Consider the following 18334-nt stretch of genomic DNA (forward strand, 5'->3'; position numbering starts at 1 on the left):
TTATTAATACAGCAAGTTTATTTGTTAGACTGTATGCAATTATTACTAATAAATCATGGAAGTTAGCTTGTCAGTTTTTAATATCTATTTGTTACGCCATGGCGAACTTGTTGAGACCGGAGTTTTATGTGGGCGTTCAGATATTGCACTATCGAATACCGGCAAACAACAGCTTGTTGAAGCTAGTCAAGGTTTAGTGGATATTTCACAATGCTACAGCTCACCCCTTATTCGTTGTCGAGCGTTTGCAGAAAGCTATTGTCAGCAATTAGATATTTCATTACAAATTACGGCTGACTTGAAAGAGATGGATTTTGGTGATTGGGACGGGCAAAGCTATCAAACACTTTGGCAACCTCAAAACTCAACAAAAAATGCTGAGAATGCGCCCACTTTGGGGGATTTTTGGCAAAATCCTTGGCAATGTCAGCCGCCAAATGGTGAAACTATGGCAAGCTTTACTGCACGGATTGATAGTTTTTGGGCGCGTTTATTACACCAATTTGAACAGACCGTTCAAAAAGAACAGCAACAATGTCGACCGAAAAATACTTTAGTGGTTAGTCATGGCGGTGTTATTCGCTATATTTTAGCTAAAGTGCTTGGCTTACCAATCCCAGGTGTTAATCATATGGCTAATATCGATGTGCCTTATGGTGCACTTATTCATATACAAGTTAGTATTGATAGTAACGGCAAAGCTTGGTCGAAGTTAATGCTTTAATAACAGCAAATTTAGCATTATCGAACTGTGTTGTTATTTTAGAAACTCACTTTTTTACATATGATGTAAGAACGCTATCTCACCGGAATTTAAATGTGAAAGCTTGAATATTTAAGCTTTTAACGCACCACTGAGTTAAAAATAAACCTTGCTATTTTGTCCTAGCTGTCGATAATCGCGCCATTAATTAAATAATGTCATATTCAATTTTACTACTTTAATGGAGGATCCCATTATTGCAAAGGTAAAACTGGGAATGTGGTGAAAATCCACAACTGTGCCCGCAACTGTAAACAGCGCATATATTACCACTTAGCCATAAAGTCATTGGCCGAAAAAACATATATGCTGTAAGTCAGGATACCAGGGGAAATATAGACATTAATTACCACGTCGAGCGGGTTACTCGAGCATTGGAATTTTTATTTTGCCTTGTTGATTATGTCATCATTGATGAAATATATACTCCCTTAAGCCTCTAAACTCATCTACGTTAATCATTTTTTGTAAGCCAATTCTTTTGGGTTTGATTTTTGTTAGGTTTTGAAATGTTTAATATTAAAGCAGTTAGTTGCGAACACTCAGAAAAAATTCAAGCACTAATTGACGGTAAAACTAAGCCGCTAGGCGCATTGGGTGATCTTGAATCTTTAGCCAAGCAAATGGCTAAGATTCAGTTAACTGCTTCATCTTTTAAATCCCCTAAAAATAACCAACATAAACTCGAGCTTAACTCTCCTCATTTAACTATTTTTGCTGGCGATCATGGCGTTGCTAGCGAAGGTGTTTCCATTGCACCTAGTGAAGTGACTAGTCAAATGGTGGCAAACTTTGCTGGTGGCGGCGCAGCCATTAATGTTTTTAGTCAGCAACTTGGATGGCAGCTAAATATTGTCGATGCTGGCATTTTACATCCTGCATCATCGACAGCAGTTTTAGATCAACGATTAGGTAATATTACTCAAGCCATTAATCAGCAAGAAGCAATGACTCAAGCGCAAGTCGAGCAGGGTTTTATTTTTGCCAAAAAGCATATTGCAGAGCTAAAAAGCACCGGTTGTAACATTGTTGCTTTTGGTGAAATGGGTATCGGCAACACCACGATTGCTTCAGCGATAATGGCGGCAATTATGGCTATTCCTGCGAGCGAAGCCGTTGGTCGTGGTACTGGCGTTTCAGATGATGTTGTTTTAAAGAAGCAACAAGTGGTTGAGCAAGCCTTAGCACTTCATCGAGATAATCTCACAAACCCTCAAGCTATTTTACGCTGTTTAGGTGGTTTTGAAGTGGTACAAATTACCGCAGCGATGCTAGCCGCAGCAGAAAATCGTATGTTAATTGTGGTTGATGGTTTTATTTGTACCGCTGCTGCAATGTTAGCGATTGAGCTAAATACTAACGTGAAAGGTTATATGATATTTGCCCATTGCTCAGGTGAGCAAGGCCACAAAAAAATGCTGCAATGGCTTCAAGTTAAACCGCTGCTGAACCTAGGATTACGTTTAGGCGAAGGTACGGGCGCGGCTTTAGCGCTACCGATAATACAAGCCGCAGCTGCTTTTTATAATGAGATGGCAAGCTTTGCCGATGCAGAGGTTACTGATGTTACCTGAGTCTGACGAAATACAATCAAGCGCTTCCAAGCGAGAGTTACTCTGCCAGCAATGGCAATTGTGTCTTTTAGCTATCAGCTTTTTTACCCGAATTCCGGTTAACATGGCGGTTGATGTGACCGCCAAAATGCTAAATGAAGCAAGCCGATATTTCGCTTTAGTGGGCGTGCTTATCGGAATCATTTCTGCATTAGCTTTTTATCTAAGTGCTATGTATCTGCCTACTGAAATCGCATTGTTAGTTGCTATGGCAAGCAGTGTGTTATTAACCGGTGCCTTTCATGAAGATGGATGGGCCGATGTTTGGGATGGCTTTGGCGGCGGCTGGAGTATCGAAAATAAACTTAATATTATGAAAGACAGTCGCTTAGGCACCTATGGCGCAGCAGCATTATTTTTTATTTTGATGATTAAATACCAAGCGCTTCTAGCGTTAATTCAGCAAAACATGCCTAATGTTAACTTGATAAATGATGGGCTGAGCGTGTTGTCTATTCTAGTTTTAGGGCACTGTTTAAGTCGAGTTCTGGCGACAAGCTTAATTGCCGATATGCCCTATGTCAGCGAAGATGCCACCTCAAAAGTAAAGCCTTTAGCGCAAGCATTATCAAATAATAGTTATATAACGTTACTCGCTACGGGCACGTTCATCCTTTTAATAACCTTATCTTTTAGTGTTATTTGGAAGTTAGTGGTTATTTTATTATTGACACGTTGGTGTTTAAAACGTTGGTTTATGCAACAGCTAGGTGGTTATACCGGTGACTGTTTAGGCGCCGCGCAACAGTTTTCAGAAGTGGTTATATATATATCATTACTTGCCCTTACATCGGCGAGCATATGACTGAAATAGTGAAGCATAAAATTCAGTTAATTCTTGGCGGCGCACGTTCAGGTAAAAGCTCATTAGCGGAGCAATATGCGATGTTGTCAAAGCTGCCGGTTACTTATATTGCGACCGCACAAGCGTTAGATAATGAAATAGCGCAAAGAATTGCGCAGCACCAAGCAGAACGTCCAACACATTGGCGATTAATAGAAGCTCCTTTGCAATTGAGTGTCACTATTGAGTCGATTATTTCTGAAGCTTTATCAAGTAACTCATCAGGCGTTTGCATTTTAGTCGATTGCTTAACTTTATGGTTAAGTAATAGTTTATGTCAGTCGAATTCAAGTACTGATCGCAGCAATAATACAAGCCAAGACAGTTGTAATAGTGAGTATTGGCAGCAAGAAAAACAGCAATTTCTTAAGTTATTAAATAGTCTTCAAGATGTAAACTTTGCGCGAGAAAACACGCAAACATTCGCAATTGAACTTATTTTAGTTAGCAATGAGGTCGGCCATGGCATAGTGCCAATGGGTGAGTTGTCGCGCCAATTTGTAGACCAAGCAGGGTGGTTGCATCAAGCCATTGCTAAAGTTGCCGATAAAGTCGAGTTTGTTATGGCAGGCTTACCTTTAACATTAAAGTCGGTTGAAAATATTAGCTATAAGGCATCACTTTGAAAACATTAATGGTACAAGGTACTACTTCTGATGCAGGAAAAAGTACTTTAGTTGCAGGGCTTTGCCGAGTATTAGTTAACGCGGGTTTTAATGTCGCGCCATTTAAACCGCAAAATATGGCATTAAATAGTGCCGTTACTAAAGACGGTGGTGAAATTGGCCGTGCACAAGCTTTACAGGCAATAGCTGCAAAAGTTGAAGCACGCATTGATTTTAACCCTATTTTATTAAAGCCTAATAGTGACACTGGTGCGCAAGTTATTGTCCACGGTAAAGCGCTTTCTAATATGGAAGCAGGTAAATATCACGACTACAAAAAAGTAGCGATGCAAGCTGTGCTAACGTCTCATCAGAGGTTAGCTCTTGATCATGATGTATTGCTTGTCGAGGGAGCCGGTAGCCCCGCTGAAATTAATCTTCGAGCTAACGATATAGCCAATATGGGCTATGCCGAAGCGGTTGATTGCCCCGTTATTTTAGTTGCAGATATTGATCGTGGCGGTGTCTTTGCCCATCTAGTGGGGACGTTGGCATTATTGTCGGAGTCAGAGCAAGAACGTGTGAAAGGGTTTATTATTAACCGTTTTCGCGGCGATATAAAGTTGCTTGAGTCTGGATTAGACTGGTTAGAAGAGCGAACGGGTAAACCCGTATTAGGTGTTTTACCTTACTTGCATGATCTAGCGTTAGACGCCGAAGATGCCGTAGCACTTGATAATAAAGTGACACAAGTGCAAGTGAATGTTTTTGTACCTTTGTTACCGCATATGAGCAACCATACCGACTTTGATCCTCTGCGCTTACAGCCCAATATTAATTTACAATACATAAAAATGGGTCAGTCGTTGCAAGGCGCTGATTTAATTATTTTACCCGGTAGTAAGAATGTTACCTCTGACTTAACGTTTTTAAAGCAACAAGGCTGGCAGCAAGAAATTGATCAACACTTACGCTATGGCGGAAAAGTTATGGGTATTTGCGGTGGCTATCAAATGTTGGGTGAAAAAATATTTGACCCAGAACATATAGAGTCACATGTTGAGCAAGTATCGGGTTTAGGTTTGTTAGATTTTACAACCACGCTAACGGAAAATAAGACCTTAAGCCAAGTCTGTGCAACTATGACGCTTAATAATGAAACATGCCAGTTAACGGGCTATGAGATACATTGTGGTGTTTCAAACGGTCCAGCGTTAAGTAAGCCTTTACTTAATATTCAAGTTCAACCAAGCGATAAAAATCAGCATGGTATTGCCGATGGCTGTATTTCAAATGACGGGCAAATTATTGCTACGTATCTACATGGTTTTTTTGATTGTCCAGCGCCAACACAATTAGTACTAAATTGGTTGGGTATTAAAGACTTTAAAGCACCTATTATTGATATTAGTCAGCATAGAGAAATACAACTAGAGCGCCTTGCTAAGGTTTGTAATGAACATCTTAATATGGATAAAATTAAACTGATTATTGCTCAGAGTAAAAACACCTAATTACTCTCTTCAACTCCAAGCATTTATCATGAAATGACCGGTCTAATTAATCTACTTGGTTTAAGACATAAAAAAACCGCTTTTAAGCGGTTTTTTTATTGGCAAAATTATTGAAAATCGTACTTGTTATTCGATAAATGCAATTGCCGTTGGGTTTAATTCAGTTGCAAATCTAGGTAGCGCTTTTACGTCAGTTTCAGTATTTACAACGTCAACACCTGGATTAACTGGGTTGCTAACACTGATCCAAAGGAAATTAGCCGCATCTAAATTAATATGACTAATTTGTTCAGAGCCTGTCTCTGCTACTGCAGCATCTGCAATAGCACCTGTTGTAGGATTGAAACTATAAACCGTTGAAAGCACACGATATGGCGAGAAAAAAGTTTCCTCAGCAACTAAATAACCTTTTGTTGCTGAAACTATTGCACTTGAGCTTATGAAAGCTGAGCTATTATCAGCAATGTCCTCAGCAGTTAACACAGTACTTAAGCTATAATCACTAGTGGCAATAGCTTCTACACGGCTTAATGTTAAGTCAGTGTCACTGTATGAGTTACGTGTAGTGACATAGACAACATCATCTTTACTAACAATACTATTATTGAGTGGATTTAAGCCCACCAAAGGAATACCCATAACAGTGTCATCAACATTGGCGTTGGTTTCTATTTCGAGATCAGTTTCGGTGTCAAAAACAGCAACGTAAGCGGTGTTTGGTGAATATGAGTCGTTCAAACGTTGTAAAGTAATAAATAGTTTACCATCAACAATTGTTCCGGCTGAAGGGTTTGGCGTGCCGTTGCTGTTGTCATCTGCGATGTAAGCGTCAAGATCTAACTCGCCAATTTTAAAGTCATCAGCGGTCGTTGCTTGTGGGTTTACAATCCATACTTTGCTTGAACCATAGCGTAAAATGTAAGCTTTAGTATCACTTAGCGAAACAATATCATAAGGGTTACGTGAAGTAGAATCGCCAGTATCTTGCGTAGTATAGCTCCAAACTTCAGTATCAAGTGCATCGGCATTGTATTTTGATATAGTGTCAATGAAGAAACGACCGATATGGAAAACGTCTTGATTGAAGCTACGTACAGTGTAATCAGAGCCATCTTTAATATAGTAACCTTTAGTTACTAATTCAGTTTCTGGATCTAATGTAACAACTTCTGAACCTGAGTAATCTGGTGCAACTGTTTGCACAACAGCAAACGAAGGCGTGTCTTTAACATCGCCAACGGTTACTTGAATGCTCAATTCACCTGTAAGGTTTTGATTGCTGTCGTCGGTAGCAATAACTGTTACAGAGAAAGGGCCAATATCGCCATTTTCGAAATCAGGTGCGGTTAAAAAGCTTAATTCACCGGTTTGCGTAATGGCAAATAAAGTACTTGAGCTACCGCCTAGCGACAATGTAATAGCATCGCCATCGGCATCAGTTGCATTATAACTGCTAACCAACGTTGTGTTTTCTTCAACAACAGGACTAGTAGCACCTGTTACAAGTGGTGCACTATTACTGTCAGAACCGCCACCACAGCCAGCAAGTATTGTTGTACCTATGGCTAAACTTAGTGGCAACATTTGTGTTTTAAAAGTTGTTAACATTTATAATCCCTCGATTGTGTATTTAATTTGGAAACTTCGACCTTGTGATGCTCTATTCGCAAGATCTTGATATTTATCATTGAATAAGTTGTTGGCACTGAAAGTCACGCGATGCTTGCCTTCTTTCCAATAGACCAATAGGTCAGACACTGTGCGGTTGGCTGGATTACCATTACCTAAGTGACTGTCGTCATTTTGAAATCTGTTAATAAGGTTGAAGTACAAATCTTTGTCTTGGCTAGTTTTAAATGATAGCTGCCATGCTTTATTGACTTGATATTTTAGCGAGGCACTGTATTGCTGATGATAAATGCCGGGTATCTTATTTTGATTAAAGGCGACAAATTCAGATTTAATTTCACTGTCAATTAAGTTCACTTGAAATGATAAAGACAAAGGTGCAAATAATTGATAATTCAGTTGTGCTTCAAAGCCCATTAAATCGGCGTCGCTAACGTTTCTGTAACTGCCAACATTACTTGAATTAAAAATGGCAACAATAGAGTTTTCTAATGTTTGTTGATAAATCGAAGATGATATAGACAGGGTTTTATTTTGATATTGCCCGCCAAGTGAGAGCGTAACAGCTTCTTCAGGTAACAAGTCATCATTACCTTTGAAAGAGCCGCGATCACCAAAAAGCTCATATAGAGTCGGAGTTCTTACACCGTCACTAACATTCGCCGTAATTTTAAAATTTTCTTGTTTAACGCTTAAACCTAATTCAGTGGTTAAATAATTTTCATCATTTCTTAGCATCTCGGCGTCAGGCTGGTTGAGTGCAGAATTTACGTTTTTCTCATGTAAATTACTGATCAATACATAGGCTTCTAATGGTAATGAAATTGGTTGCCACTCTAAGCGAGAACCTAAGTTGGTTTGTTGTTGCTCTGCTGAAATATCACATGAGCCAATACCATTACATTGAGTAGGTTGACCATTATGTTGACTGATAGATGTAAATTTTTGTTTATTAAAACTAATAAAAGGGGTTAAGTTAAAATTTTGCCAAGTTAGTAAAGGTTTTAATCCGACATGGTATTTTTTAGTTTCATAATCACTGATATCGAACATTACAGAATCAGGGCTTGAAATATAACGCTCGTTTTTGTCTTCAGCGTAAGCTTCTACTTCGATTGAATCTAACCAAGATGAATTACTCAACCAGTGATGCTGATAACTGTAGCGAGTACTGTCTGAGCTTAATTCTGAACTGTTTTCTGGGGAATTATTGCGATAGTTGGGTAGTGACTTTTCTTGATCATTGTATTGTACATTCAACCTAATTTGATGCTGGCCCAGTTGAATAATGTCATTAATGAAAAATGTTTTTTTAGTGAATTCATTATTTCTTAATGCTTGCTCATCTGATTTTGTGCTGTCTTCAAAGCTTTGAGGTACAAGAAAATCGTAGTCATTATCACTATTTATATAATGGCCACCAAATGAAAGACTTTGAGTTTTAAATACTTTATTAAATAATATGTTAGCTTCACGGTAACCAAATGAGCCAGTGGCTAGCGTTAATTTCGCCGTGTCTTGTGTTGGGCTATAAGTGTTAATGCGAATAACGCCACCAATGGGGGTTGCGCCGGTGCCAATAGCTTGGTTTTTACTAATTTCAATACTTTGAATTTGCTCGGTTGGTATTTGGTTTAAATCAAAACCACCGAATTGACTGTCATTAATTAATTGGCCATCGATATAGAGTTGTATTTGCTTACTACTTGAGCCTCGAATAGAGACAGAAACGGGGTTACCAATACCACTTATCTGACGAATTTGAATACCATTAACCGTTTGTAAAATATCGGCAAGTGTTTGCGATGAATGAACAAAGCTTTCTCGTTGTAGAACCTGATAATTTGGTGAATTGAAACTTTGTTCGTTCACCACTTCAATAACTTCAAGCTCTTGATTTAAAGGTGTTTCTACTTGTGCGAAAACGGGTGATACCACAAAGATAGTTATAAATAGATATCGTAAACGAGAGAACATGAACACCTCAAAAGTTTTTGAGGGGCGTACGGAAGGCTACAGACGGTTTAGCAAAACTGTTGCTAATGTCGATATATTTCCGAAGCGCCCACCGCACTGCAAATAATTCTATGTTGTTTAGGCCGGTCTCCGGGCTTAACTTTGCAAAACAAAGTATTACCGTTGCGGGGGCAGCATTAGAATTATGCATAAAGCATGTCACTAACTTCCCGATTATCTCTTTATTTTTAACGTTGTTAACGTATAAATATCGAGCACCTAAGCAATTTTGAGCGGCAATTCTGACCCCATTACTATGGCTTGTCAACTGTTAGCATTATTAATCTACAAGCTTATAGATTTGATAATTTAAGTGCTCGTGCAGTTTACTTGTTGGAGTTTGCAGTATGTCCTGCAAGTACGACATCTGTTTATAAAGCTACATGGTGGTAATGGAATTAAAACCAATGTAATTGGTATTTTTCTCTATTAAATTATCTGTGCTGTATGAGATTATAATAGGTGAGACGATATTATATTAGCTTATATCCTTGTTGGTTATATTTGGGTGTATATCCAATAACGGATTAATTCTGCTCAACTTCTAAGTTTATCAAGCACTCTAAAATCCATATTCAAGAACAAAAGGGTAATTTACTCGGCGCCAATTATTCATAGGTCAATTAAACTTAAAATCAGTTTTTTAACACTATTTCCGTCAATAAAGCCTCATGCTGACAAAACAACTGATACAAATGTAATTGGTTTTTTGCTCTAACTAAATTATGTGTGGCGTATGACGTTTTGAAGTAAGTGTCGCCATTTAAAAAATCAGTTAAAAATCGAATACTCAGCATAAAAGGCATTAATTTTATGCCTTGTATTAAGCTGCTTTGCTCAGACTCGCTTAACGAGTCTTTAAAACCGGCAATGTAGGCTTCGGTTATTGCACCTAACATGTCAAAATTAATCACCATTTTATCTAATTCAGCACTGTCTTCAGCAATTGATACACAACAAGTTCGTACCATGTCGCCAAAATCATGCATTAAATAGCCTGCCATGCAGGTGTCTAAATCAATTACTGCTATTGGTTTGTTGGTGGCTTCGCTAAAAAGTAAGTTATTAATTTTTGTATCGTTGTGCGTAACATGTAAAGGCAACGCTGCGGTTGTATTGGCGATGTTTATGATAAAGTCTTGTTGAGATTCAATAACTTTAAGTTGTGCTTTGGCAGATAGTAGTACCGGCTCAGAGGCGTTCTCTATTGCCTGATGCAGTTGCTCTATTCGCATTGCTAAATCATGAAACTGCGGAATAATTTCCGCTAATTTTTCACTGTTAAAGTCGCTTAATGCCGCGGTAAATTGTGCGAAGGCACTGGCAACAGAACTGGCTTGTTCGACGTTAGCGATAGACTCTAAGGTGTAGCATTGCGGAATATAATGTAGGCTGCGCCAGTATTGCCCTTGTACTTTAACATGGTTGCTATTATCAATATTTCGACGTTGGAAAACAGGCGTTAACGGATAACTATTATTTTCATGTTTAATTTGTAAGTGAGCGCTGATTAAATCTGCATTGTCAGTGACTTGCTGCGGTGTTTTAAACACTTGTTGATTTAAACACTGTAAAACAAATTTTTGATCATCCGACTGCACTAAAAAGGTGTTGTTAATAAGCCCGTTACCAAGCCGTGATACTTTGCAATCTTCTAGCGTAAACCCAAATTGCGGTAATACTAAGGCTAATATTTTATCAGGTGTGACGTGAGGCATATATTGTTATTAATTTAGTTAAGTATGACGCCATTAATGCGCCCTGTAATACAGTTATGTTAAGGCAAGGGCTTTAATAAATAAAGTGCTCATTAGCGTATTAACCTTAAGCCAAATCTTAAACCAAACCATAAAACCAAATCACTTTAGCCATTCGAAGGTTAATGCGTATATGCATGCTTGCGAGCTAAGCGTTTTAAATTATTCATGGTCTTCGACGATGAAGTATAAGCCAGCACAATTTCTCGAGTAAGTTGTAAGCCTACTATGGGCCTAAATACGACGTCACTTTGTTTCATAATTTCACTGTGTGCAGGTAAAAATGCACATCCTAAACCTGCATGAATTAAACCCAGGGCATAATCTATGGTGGTTATTTTTGCTCTAATGTCGAGGCTAATACCGGCTAACGCTAAGGTATCGTGTAAATTGTTCCAAGCGCTACAAGGTGTGCGCTGAATAAAAGGTAAGCCATCTAATTGCGAGAGCGAAACAGTTTCATTGAGTGCTAAAACGTGATCATAAGGGAGAGCCAACAAGTAGTCTTCTTGCCACATATCAATAAATGATTCATTTTCATGTAACTCGTCTTTTAGAATAATACGCGCATCAACTTGATCTGTGTGTGGTACCAAAGTGAGTTCGACTAACGGGTTATCTGCGGTGAAGTCTTTTAACAATAAACTCATGCGCTCAACACCTAAACCTCTAGTAACACCTAAATTAAAGGGCTGTTTATTTGTTTTTTCAGAGAAAATGTTTTTTATTGCTCCCGCTTGCCCAAGGAGTTGCTTGGCTAATGGAAAAAGTTTTTTACCTTGTTCAGAAGGTGTTACCCCGCGTGCATGGCGAATAAAAAGTTGTACTTTAAGTTGTTGTTCTAGTTGTGCTATTGCAGACGATATTGAAGGTTGAGCTATAAAGCAGGCTTTAGCGGCTGCGCTAAAGCTTTTGAGCTCATAAACTGAAATAAAATAATTGAGTGATTTTAAATCCATAATAATATCCAGTACTTTAGTTTTAGGTATAGTCTTAAACTATATCAGTTAAAGGAAAATAATATTTTAACTTTGGCTAGGATTTGCTTATTATTTTTGCACGAAAATTAAACAGTCAATCAGGTAATTTCATGTCTAACTCAAACAGTGCAAACCGTCCTTCGTTTAAATGGCAAGATCCGCTTTTATTGGAATCTTTATTATCTGAAGAGGAGCGCATGATCCGCGATAGCGCTCATCAGTATTGCCAAGAAAAGCTCATGCCAAGAATATTAATGGCTAATCGTAATGAAGTATTCGATGTTGAAATTATGCGCGAGCTAGGTGCATTGGGGTTATTAGGTGCAACCTTACCTGAGAAATACGGCTGTGCTGGCGTAAATTATGTTACCTACGGTTTAGTTGCTCGTGAAGTTGAGCGGGTTGACAGTGGTTACCGTAGTGCAATGAGCGTTCAATCGTCTTTAGTTATGCATCCAATTTATGCTTATGGTAGTGAAGAGCAACGAATGAAATATTTACCTAAACTTGCGAGCGGTGAATACATTGGTTGTTTTGGCTTAACAGAGCCGAATTCAGGTTCTGATCCTGCCAGTATGACTACCCATGCCACTGCGGTAGAAGGTGGCTATCGCATGACAGGAAATAAAATGTGGATCACGAACTCACCAGTGGCTGATATTTTTGTGGTATGGGCCAAGCTCGACGGTGTCATTCGTGGATTTGTTTTAGAAAAAGGTATGGAAGGATTAAGTGCACCTAAAATTGAAGGTAAATTTTCATTACGTGCATCGATTACCGGTGAAATCGTAATGGACAATGTATTTGTACCTAGTGAGAATTTACTGCCAAATGTTAAAGGTTTGTCAGGTCCATTTGGTTGTTTGAACAAAGCACGCTACGGCATAGCTTGGGGCGCTTTAGGTGCGGCAGAGTTTTGCTGGCACGGCGCGCGTCAATACACGCTTGACCGCGAACAGTTTGGTCGTCCATTGGCGGCAACACAGTTAATTCAGAAGAAATTAGCTGATATGCAAACCGATATTACCACCGGACTATTAGCCTGTTTACAAGCAGGGCGCTTAATGGATTCAGATCAGCTAGCGCCTGAAGCAATATCCTTAATCAAACGTAATTCTTGTGGTAAGGCATTAGAAATTGCTCGAAATGCCCGAGATATGCACGGTGGCAATGGTATTGCCGACGAATTTCATATTATACGTCATATGATGAACCTTGAAGCGGTTAACACCTATGAAGGCACACATGATGTACATGCCTTGATACTGGGTAGAGCGCAAACGGGTCTACAAGCATTTTACTAAAATAAGGTGTAATTAAAGGCGTAGTGAATGCGTCTTTAATTTAGGCTTTTTAGTTATTTTAAAATGGCCATAAACGTTACCTTTAAACCACAATAATAAAAATGACCCGTGGAGATATCATGTCTGATCGTAATCAGTTGGTGAAAGAAAATTTTATCAACTTTGTTCGCGCCGGTACTTTACCTGAATCAAGATGTACGTTAAGCGCAAGTGATGTTGGCTTAAGCTCAGCTGACATTATTGACCTATTTGAAACCCAAGTAATGAGTCGTCACCTTGATTTACAATCACGCGTGATGCAGAAAAAAGGCCAAAGTTTTTATACTATTGGTAGTTCTGGCCATGAGGGTAATGCGGCTTATGCCAAGGCATTTCGTCCGACTGATATGGCCTTTTTACATTATCGCAGCGGCGCGTTTGTTATACAGCGCAGCAAACAAGTGCCCGGACAAACTATTTTATATGACATGTTGTTATCATTTGCGGCTTCAAAGGATGACCCCATTTCTGGTGGTCGTCATAAGGTTTTAGGTAGTAAAGCGCTATCGATACCACCACAAACCAGCACCATAGCCTCGCACTTACCTAAAGCCATTGGCGCGGCTTATAGTATTCCACTTGCCAAACGGTTAGCACACCAAGGTGAAATTCCTAACGATGGCGTGATTATTTGTAATTTCGGTGATGCTTCTTCGAATCACTCAACTACACAAGGAGCAATTAACAGCACGGCTTGGGCTGCGTATCAGTCGATCCCTATGCCGATTGTTTTTGTTTGTGAAGATAACGGCATTGGTATTTCAACGGCAACCCCAGAAGGTTGGATCGCTGCTAATTATCAAAATAGAGCCGGTATAACTTATCTCTACTGTGATGGCTTGAATATACTAGACACGTATCATACAGCGAAAAAAGCTGAGCACATTGCACGCGAATTACGTAAACCGGTATTTTTACATATCCGCATGGTGCGTTTACTCGGTCATGCGGGTTCAGATGCTGAGTTTGTTTATCGCGATATGGTCGATATTACCGCGACAGAGTTTCAAGACCCACTTTTACATACCGCACGCATAATATTAGAAAACAATATTTTAAGTGCCGAACAGTTAATTGAAATTTATCAAAATGTTGAACAACGTATTGCTGTAATTGCTGACAATGCAGCAGGTAAAGAAAAATTAACCAGTGCTGATGCCGTAATGGCGAGCATTATACCTAGTATTCATAAAGCACGAAGTTCGTTAGTCGTAAGTGATAACACCCGTGCAGAAATATTCAAACATGAAAAACACAATCTGTCTAAAAAGCAGCATTTAGCAAAATTGATTAACTGGGCATTAATGGATTTAATGGCTGAATATCCCAATATTGTTATGTGTGGTGAAGACATTGGCAAAAAAGGTGGGGTGTACAACGTAACAGCAAAACTATGCGAACGCTTTGGTAAAAGTCGTGTGGTTAATACGCTGTTAGATGAACAAACCATTTTAGGTGCGGCTATTGGTTTAGCGCATAACGGATTTTTACCGATACCTGAAATTCAATTTCTAGCTTATGTGCACAATGCTGAAGATCAAATTCGTGGTGAAGCAGCCACCTTACCGTTTTTCTCCAATGGTCAGTTTACTAACCCTATGGTAATTCGTATTGCGGGTTTAGCTTATCAAAAAGGCTTTGGTGGACATTTTCATAATGATAATTCGTTTGCTGTTTTTCGTGATATTCCTGGTCTGATTCTGGCGTGTCCATCAAATGGTGCTGACGCGGTTGAAATGATGCGTGCTAGTGTGCGTTTAGCGCAAGAACAGCAGCGTATGGTGATATTTTTAGAACCTATAGCGTTATATATGGCGAAAGACCTGCATGAAGAAGGTGACGGACTGTGGACGTTTGAATATAAGCCACCAGCACAAGAAAATAGCAACATTGATTTGGGCGTTAAGGTTGCTGGCACAGGTAAAAAACTATGTATTTTAACCTATGGTAATGGCAATTATTTATCGCGCCAAGCCCAAGCCAAGTTAGCCGAACAGGGCATTGATGCGCGTGTTGTTGATTTGCGTTGGTTAGCACCCCTTGATGAAAAAGGCATTTTGGCACAAGTAAATGAGTGCGAACATGTGCTTATTGTTGATGAATGTCGACAAACGGGGTCAATCAGTGAAGCTTTAGTCACGTTAATTCATGAACAAACAAGCAATTGTCCTAAAATAAAGCGTGTTACTGCCAGCGATAGTTTTATTCCCCTTGGCGCTGCTGCTTATGAAGTGTTGCCATCAGTTGACAATATAATTGCAGCCGCGAAGGAGGTTTGCCAATGAGTGCGCAAGATAAAAACTCTAAAGAATTTAAAAAAAAGCAGCGAGCAGTCGTTATTTGTCCAGGGCGTGGCACATATAATAAAGAAGAGCTAGGTTATTTACAGCGTCTGCATGGCGATAAAACTGAAATTGTTTCACTGATAGATGACTATCGTGATAAGCAAGGGCAAATAAAAGTCGCTGAACTTGATGGCATGCAAAATTACAGTATGCGTATTCATACAGCGGGTGAAAACGCTTCTGCGCTTATTTATGCTTGTGCGCTATTAGATTACCAAGCTATTAATAAAGATGAATTTGATATTGTAGCCGTGACTGGAAACTCGATGGGTTGGTATATCGCATTAGCGGTTGCTGGCGCTTTAAAGCCCAAACAAGCGATTGAGCTAATTAATACCATGGGCTCAATGATGACAAACGGCGTTATTGGCGGTCAAATGATCTATCCCATCATTAACGATGAATGGAAAGTTGACGGTGAGCAAGAGCAAAGGGTGATGCAATGCTTAGCGCAAGCCAACCAACAAAGTGATTGTGAAGTGTATGTGTCGATTAATTTAGGTGGCTATTTAGTTTTTGGTGGTAATAAGAATGGGCTAAAATCGCTAGAAGCATTACTACCCGTAGTACAAGACCGCTACCCCATGAATTTATTTAACCATGCAGCTTTTCATACTCCGTTACTAACAGATGTTTCAGCACAAGCGATGAAATTGATGTCGTCTGAATTATTTAGTATGCCAGAAATACCGCTAATCGATGGGTTAGGGCAAGTATGGCAACCTTTTAGTTGCGATGTTAAACGTTTACATCAATATACGCTAAGCACTCAAGTGGTCGAGCCATATAACTTTTCAAAAGCGATAGAGGTCGCCATTAAAGAATTTGCACCAGATAAGTTGATTATTTTAGGTCCAGGTGCCACGTTAGGAGGTGCAGTCGCTCAGAGTTTGATCAGCCATAACTGGCTTAACCTTGCCAATAAAGCTGATTTTATAACTCGACAAAAACAAGCGCCTTATGTACTTGCCATGGGGTTATCTGAGCAACGCAAATGTGTTGTAAAATAATGAGAAAAAAAGTAATTAGTATTCGAGATAAAATAAAATAGCTGAAAAAATATTTATTTTATACAATAGACCATTAGAAATTTCCGTTTTGAGTTAAATAATGACCACAAGCCGTAAAAAAAATGAAGCAGAATTAATACTTGCGTTTAAGGCGTTACTTAAAGAGCAGTGTTATGGCTCACAAAGTCAACTTGCCGATGCGCTTGATATACAAGGCTTTAAGAATATGTCACAGGCGAAAATTTCACGCTTGTTGTCTAAGCTGGGCGCTGTAAAAATGCGTAATGCTAGTGATCAAGTTGTTTATATTTTACCTGATGAATTAGCGGTGCCAAAATCTAAGCAAGCAATTCAATCTGTTGTGATCAGTGTAAAACATAACAATATGCAGATTATTTTAAAAACTGGCATTGGTGGCGCGCCATTAATTTCAAGAATGTTAGACAGTTTAGGTGAGTCTACAGGTATTTTAGGTACTTTAGCTGGCGACGATACAATATTTATTGCACCAACAGATGTTAATAGAATTGATGAAATCACTAAAGACATTAGTTTATTATTAGGTGTTTCTTCATCATCTTGATTTAAATTACAGTTAACATGTTAATGCTATTTTGGGGCATTTATACGGCGCTATAATTAGCTTTTTCATGTTAAATACCTGCCTTTGATCAGCAAATATAAAGTCGAAAACGGCACTTAAACTAAGCTAGCGTTTCAAAAATAAAGCGAGTTTTACTATAAAATGGCTGTTCTGGGTTAAGTATAGTGTTTTTAATGTCGGCTCCCGTTAAATTATTAGCTAAGCGTTGCGGTTCAAAACAAAACGCTGAGTGCTGCTGATAAACCGTACCTTGCTTACCGGTTTGGCTGCCATCAATATAATTAGCGGTGTATAAAATTAAACAAGGATTATCGCTATACATTGTTAATTGTCGACCAGAGTTTGGCTCTATTGCACGAGCAGTATAAACCTCACCTGTTATCGCATTATCATTTGTTAACCAATAATTATCGTAACCTTTGGCAATAACAACTTGTTCGTCGTTAGACTTTATGTCCGAGCCTAAAAGTTTTAATTGCTTGAAGTCGTGAGCACTATTCTTTACCGTTCTAATTTCCCCTGTGGGATAAATTCGTTCATTCATCGGGAGAAAGTGTTCAGCGTTTAGTTGGATTTGATGTTGATAAATATCACCAGAGTTATGTCCTGCAAGATTAAAATAGCTATGCTGAGTTAAGTTAATGGCAGTGGTTTTATCTGTGCTAGCAAAATATTCAATGGTTAATTCATTGTTATTGCTCAGACTATAGATAACCTTAAAATCAACATTGCCGGGAAAGCCGTTAGCACCATCAGGGCTTGTGTGATGCAATATTAAACTGACATATTCAGTACTACTTGTGCATGTTGCTTGCCAAAGCTGCTTGTTCAAAGCCTGAAAGCCACCATGAAGTTGGTTGTCATTATTATTCAGTTCAAGCTGATAAGTGTTTTCGTTAATCGTTAACAGGCCATGATCAATTCGTCCGGCATATCGACCAATAATTGCGCCCAAATAGTATGGGTCATTCTCATATGATTCAATGTTCTCATAACCTAAAACAATATCAGCTGAATTACTGTGCTTATCTAGCGTTTCAAGGGCTACAATAATACCGCCGTAATTACTGATTTTTATATTCACGCCATGACAGTTTTCTAACGTATAAAGTTGTGCACTTTCACCATTTTGTAATGTACCAAAATCGCTTTGGGTGATCGTTGGACAACTCACTTTTTTTGTTGGCATGTTTTTATGTTTCGATTGAAAATATGGCTTATTTTAGCAAGTAGCTGAGGGCATTGTATAGGTTGATAGCGAGCGAAATGAGATAAAAACTTGGGTTAATAAATATTAACAGCTAGTGCCAC

General features: G+C 38.9%; 14 protein-coding genes and 2 riboswitches. Of the genes, 9 read left to right on the forward strand and 5 right to left on the reverse strand.

Features of this window, described 5'->3' with window-relative positions; genetic code table 11:
* Positions 1-67 precede the first annotated feature (67 nt).
* The 5 genes from cobC (at position 68) to DBO93_RS03165 (ending at position 5339) form a co-directional block, all read left to right on the forward strand.
* Positions 68-724 (forward strand): alpha-ribazole phosphatase family protein, encoded by a 657-nt coding sequence (gene cobC / locus DBO93_RS03145; protein WP_162533713.1) that lies wholly within the window; start codon positions 68-70, stop codon positions 722-724.
* A gap of 214 nt (positions 725-938) precedes the next feature.
* A riboswitch (cobalamin riboswitch) is annotated at positions 939-1109 on the forward strand.
* Positions 1110-1272: 163 nt separating this feature from the next.
* Entirely contained in the window at positions 1273-2337 is a 1065-nt protein-coding gene (cobT, locus tag DBO93_RS03150; RefSeq protein ID WP_108455027.1) for a nicotinate-nucleotide--dimethylbenzimidazole phosphoribosyltransferase, read from the forward strand.
* On the forward strand, positions 2327-3181 hold the full coding sequence (locus DBO93_RS03155) for an adenosylcobinamide-GDP ribazoletransferase (RefSeq protein WP_108455028.1): 855 nt from the start codon (positions 2327-2329) through the stop codon (positions 3179-3181). Before cobT ends, DBO93_RS03155 begins: the two co-directional genes overlap by 11 nt.
* A complete protein-coding gene (gene cobU / locus DBO93_RS03160) occupies positions 3178-3846 on the forward strand; it encodes a bifunctional adenosylcobinamide kinase/adenosylcobinamide-phosphate guanylyltransferase (protein ID WP_108455029.1) in 669 nt (222 codons plus the stop codon). Before DBO93_RS03155 ends, cobU begins: the two co-directional genes overlap by 4 nt.
* Positions 3843-5339, forward strand: a complete 1497-nt coding sequence (locus DBO93_RS03165; protein ID WP_108455030.1) for a cobyric acid synthase — start codon at positions 3843-3845, stop codon at positions 5337-5339. Before cobU ends, DBO93_RS03165 begins: the two co-directional genes overlap by 4 nt.
* Before the next feature lie 126 nt (positions 5340-5465).
* On the opposite strand, the gene DBO93_RS03170 is transcribed toward DBO93_RS03165, so the two are convergent.
* From DBO93_RS03170 to DBO93_RS03185, 4 genes are all read right to left on the reverse strand, one after another.
* Positions 5466-6947 (reverse strand): cadherin repeat domain-containing protein, encoded by a 1482-nt coding sequence (locus DBO93_RS03170; RefSeq protein WP_108455031.1) that lies wholly within the window; start codon positions 6945-6947, stop codon positions 5466-5468.
* Positions 6948-8945: a TonB-dependent receptor gene (locus DBO93_RS03175; RefSeq protein ID WP_108455032.1), complete on the reverse strand. Its 1998-nt coding sequence runs from the start codon at positions 8943-8945 to the stop codon at positions 6948-6950.
* 102 nt (positions 8946-9047) lie between these two features.
* A riboswitch (cobalamin riboswitch) is annotated at positions 9048-9222 on the reverse strand.
* A gap of 397 nt (positions 9223-9619) precedes the next feature.
* A complete protein-coding gene (locus DBO93_RS03180; protein ID WP_108455033.1) occupies positions 9620-10702 on the reverse strand; it encodes an aminoglycoside phosphotransferase family protein in 1083 nt (360 codons plus the stop codon).
* A gap of 161 nt (positions 10703-10863) precedes the next feature.
* Positions 10864-11700 carry a LysR family transcriptional regulator gene (locus DBO93_RS03185; RefSeq protein ID WP_108455034.1) on the reverse strand — a complete coding sequence of 279 codons (837 nt, stop codon included), beginning with the start codon at positions 11698-11700 and terminating at the stop codon, positions 10864-10866.
* A 131-nt stretch (positions 11701-11831) separates the two neighbouring features.
* Between DBO93_RS03185 and DBO93_RS03190 the strand changes: the two genes are divergently transcribed.
* From DBO93_RS03190 to argR, 4 genes are all read left to right on the forward strand, one after another.
* Positions 11832-13025, forward strand: a complete 1194-nt coding sequence (locus DBO93_RS03190) for an acyl-CoA dehydrogenase (protein WP_108457728.1) — start codon at positions 11832-11834, stop codon at positions 13023-13025.
* Between the two features lie 119 nt (positions 13026-13144).
* Positions 13145-15349: an alpha-ketoacid dehydrogenase subunit alpha/beta gene (locus DBO93_RS03195; protein WP_108455035.1), complete on the forward strand. Its 2205-nt coding sequence runs from the start codon at positions 13145-13147 to the stop codon at positions 15347-15349.
* Positions 15346-16419 carry an ACP S-malonyltransferase gene (locus DBO93_RS03200; RefSeq protein ID WP_108455036.1) on the forward strand — a complete coding sequence of 358 codons (1074 nt, stop codon included), beginning with the start codon at positions 15346-15348 and terminating at the stop codon, positions 16417-16419. Before DBO93_RS03195 ends, DBO93_RS03200 begins: the two co-directional genes overlap by 4 nt.
* A 100-nt stretch (positions 16420-16519) precedes the next feature.
* On the forward strand, positions 16520-17002 hold the full coding sequence (gene argR / locus DBO93_RS03205; protein WP_108455037.1) for a transcriptional regulator ArgR: 483 nt from the start codon (positions 16520-16522) through the stop codon (positions 17000-17002).
* A gap of 121 nt (positions 17003-17123) precedes the next feature.
* Here the strand turns inward: argR and DBO93_RS03210 are convergent, their stop codons facing one another.
* Complete coding sequence (locus tag DBO93_RS03210; protein WP_108455038.1) at positions 17124-18212, reverse strand: aldose epimerase family protein; 1089 nt, start codon at positions 18210-18212, stop codon at positions 17124-17126.
* Positions 18213-18334 lie beyond the last annotated feature (122 nt).

The organism is Colwellia sp. Arc7-D, assembly GCF_003061515.1.
In the GTDB taxonomy this organism is placed as follows: Bacteria; Pseudomonadota; Gammaproteobacteria; order Enterobacterales; family Alteromonadaceae; genus Cognaticolwellia.

Coding starts and splice junctions, on each gene's coding strand:
- cobT (WP_108455027.1), top strand. CDS start 1,273: ATGTTTAATATTAAAGCAGTTAGTTGCGAACACTCAGAAAAAATTCAA.
- DBO93_RS03155 (WP_108455028.1), top strand. CDS start 2,327: ATGTTACCTGAGTCTGACGAAATACAATCAAGCGCTTCCAAGCGAGAG.
- argR (WP_108455037.1), top strand. CDS start 16,520: ATGACCACAAGCCGTAAAAAAAATGAAGCAGAATTAATACTTGCGTTT.
- DBO93_RS03175 (WP_108455032.1), bottom strand. CDS start 8,945: ATGTTCTCTCGTTTACGATATCTATTTATAACTATCTTTGTGGTATCA.
- DBO93_RS03170 (WP_108455031.1), bottom strand. CDS start 6,947: ATGTTAACAACTTTTAAAACACAAATGTTGCCACTAAGTTTAGCCATA.
- DBO93_RS03210 (WP_108455038.1), bottom strand. CDS start 18,212: ATGCCAACAAAAAAAGTGAGTTGTCCAACGATCACCCAAAGCGATTTT.
- DBO93_RS03185 (WP_108455034.1), bottom strand. CDS start 11,700: ATGGATTTAAAATCACTCAATTATTTTATTTCAGTTTATGAGCTCAAA.
- cobU (WP_108455029.1), top strand. CDS start 3,178: ATGACTGAAATAGTGAAGCATAAAATTCAGTTAATTCTTGGCGGCGCA.
- DBO93_RS03200 (WP_108455036.1), top strand. CDS start 15,346: ATGAGTGCGCAAGATAAAAACTCTAAAGAATTTAAAAAAAAGCAGCGA.
- DBO93_RS03195 (WP_108455035.1), top strand. CDS start 13,145: ATGTCTGATCGTAATCAGTTGGTGAAAGAAAATTTTATCAACTTTGTT.
- DBO93_RS03190 (WP_108457728.1), top strand. CDS start 11,832: ATGTCTAACTCAAACAGTGCAAACCGTCCTTCGTTTAAATGGCAAGAT.
- DBO93_RS03180 (WP_108455033.1), bottom strand. CDS start 10,702: ATGCCTCACGTCACACCTGATAAAATATTAGCCTTAGTATTACCGCAA.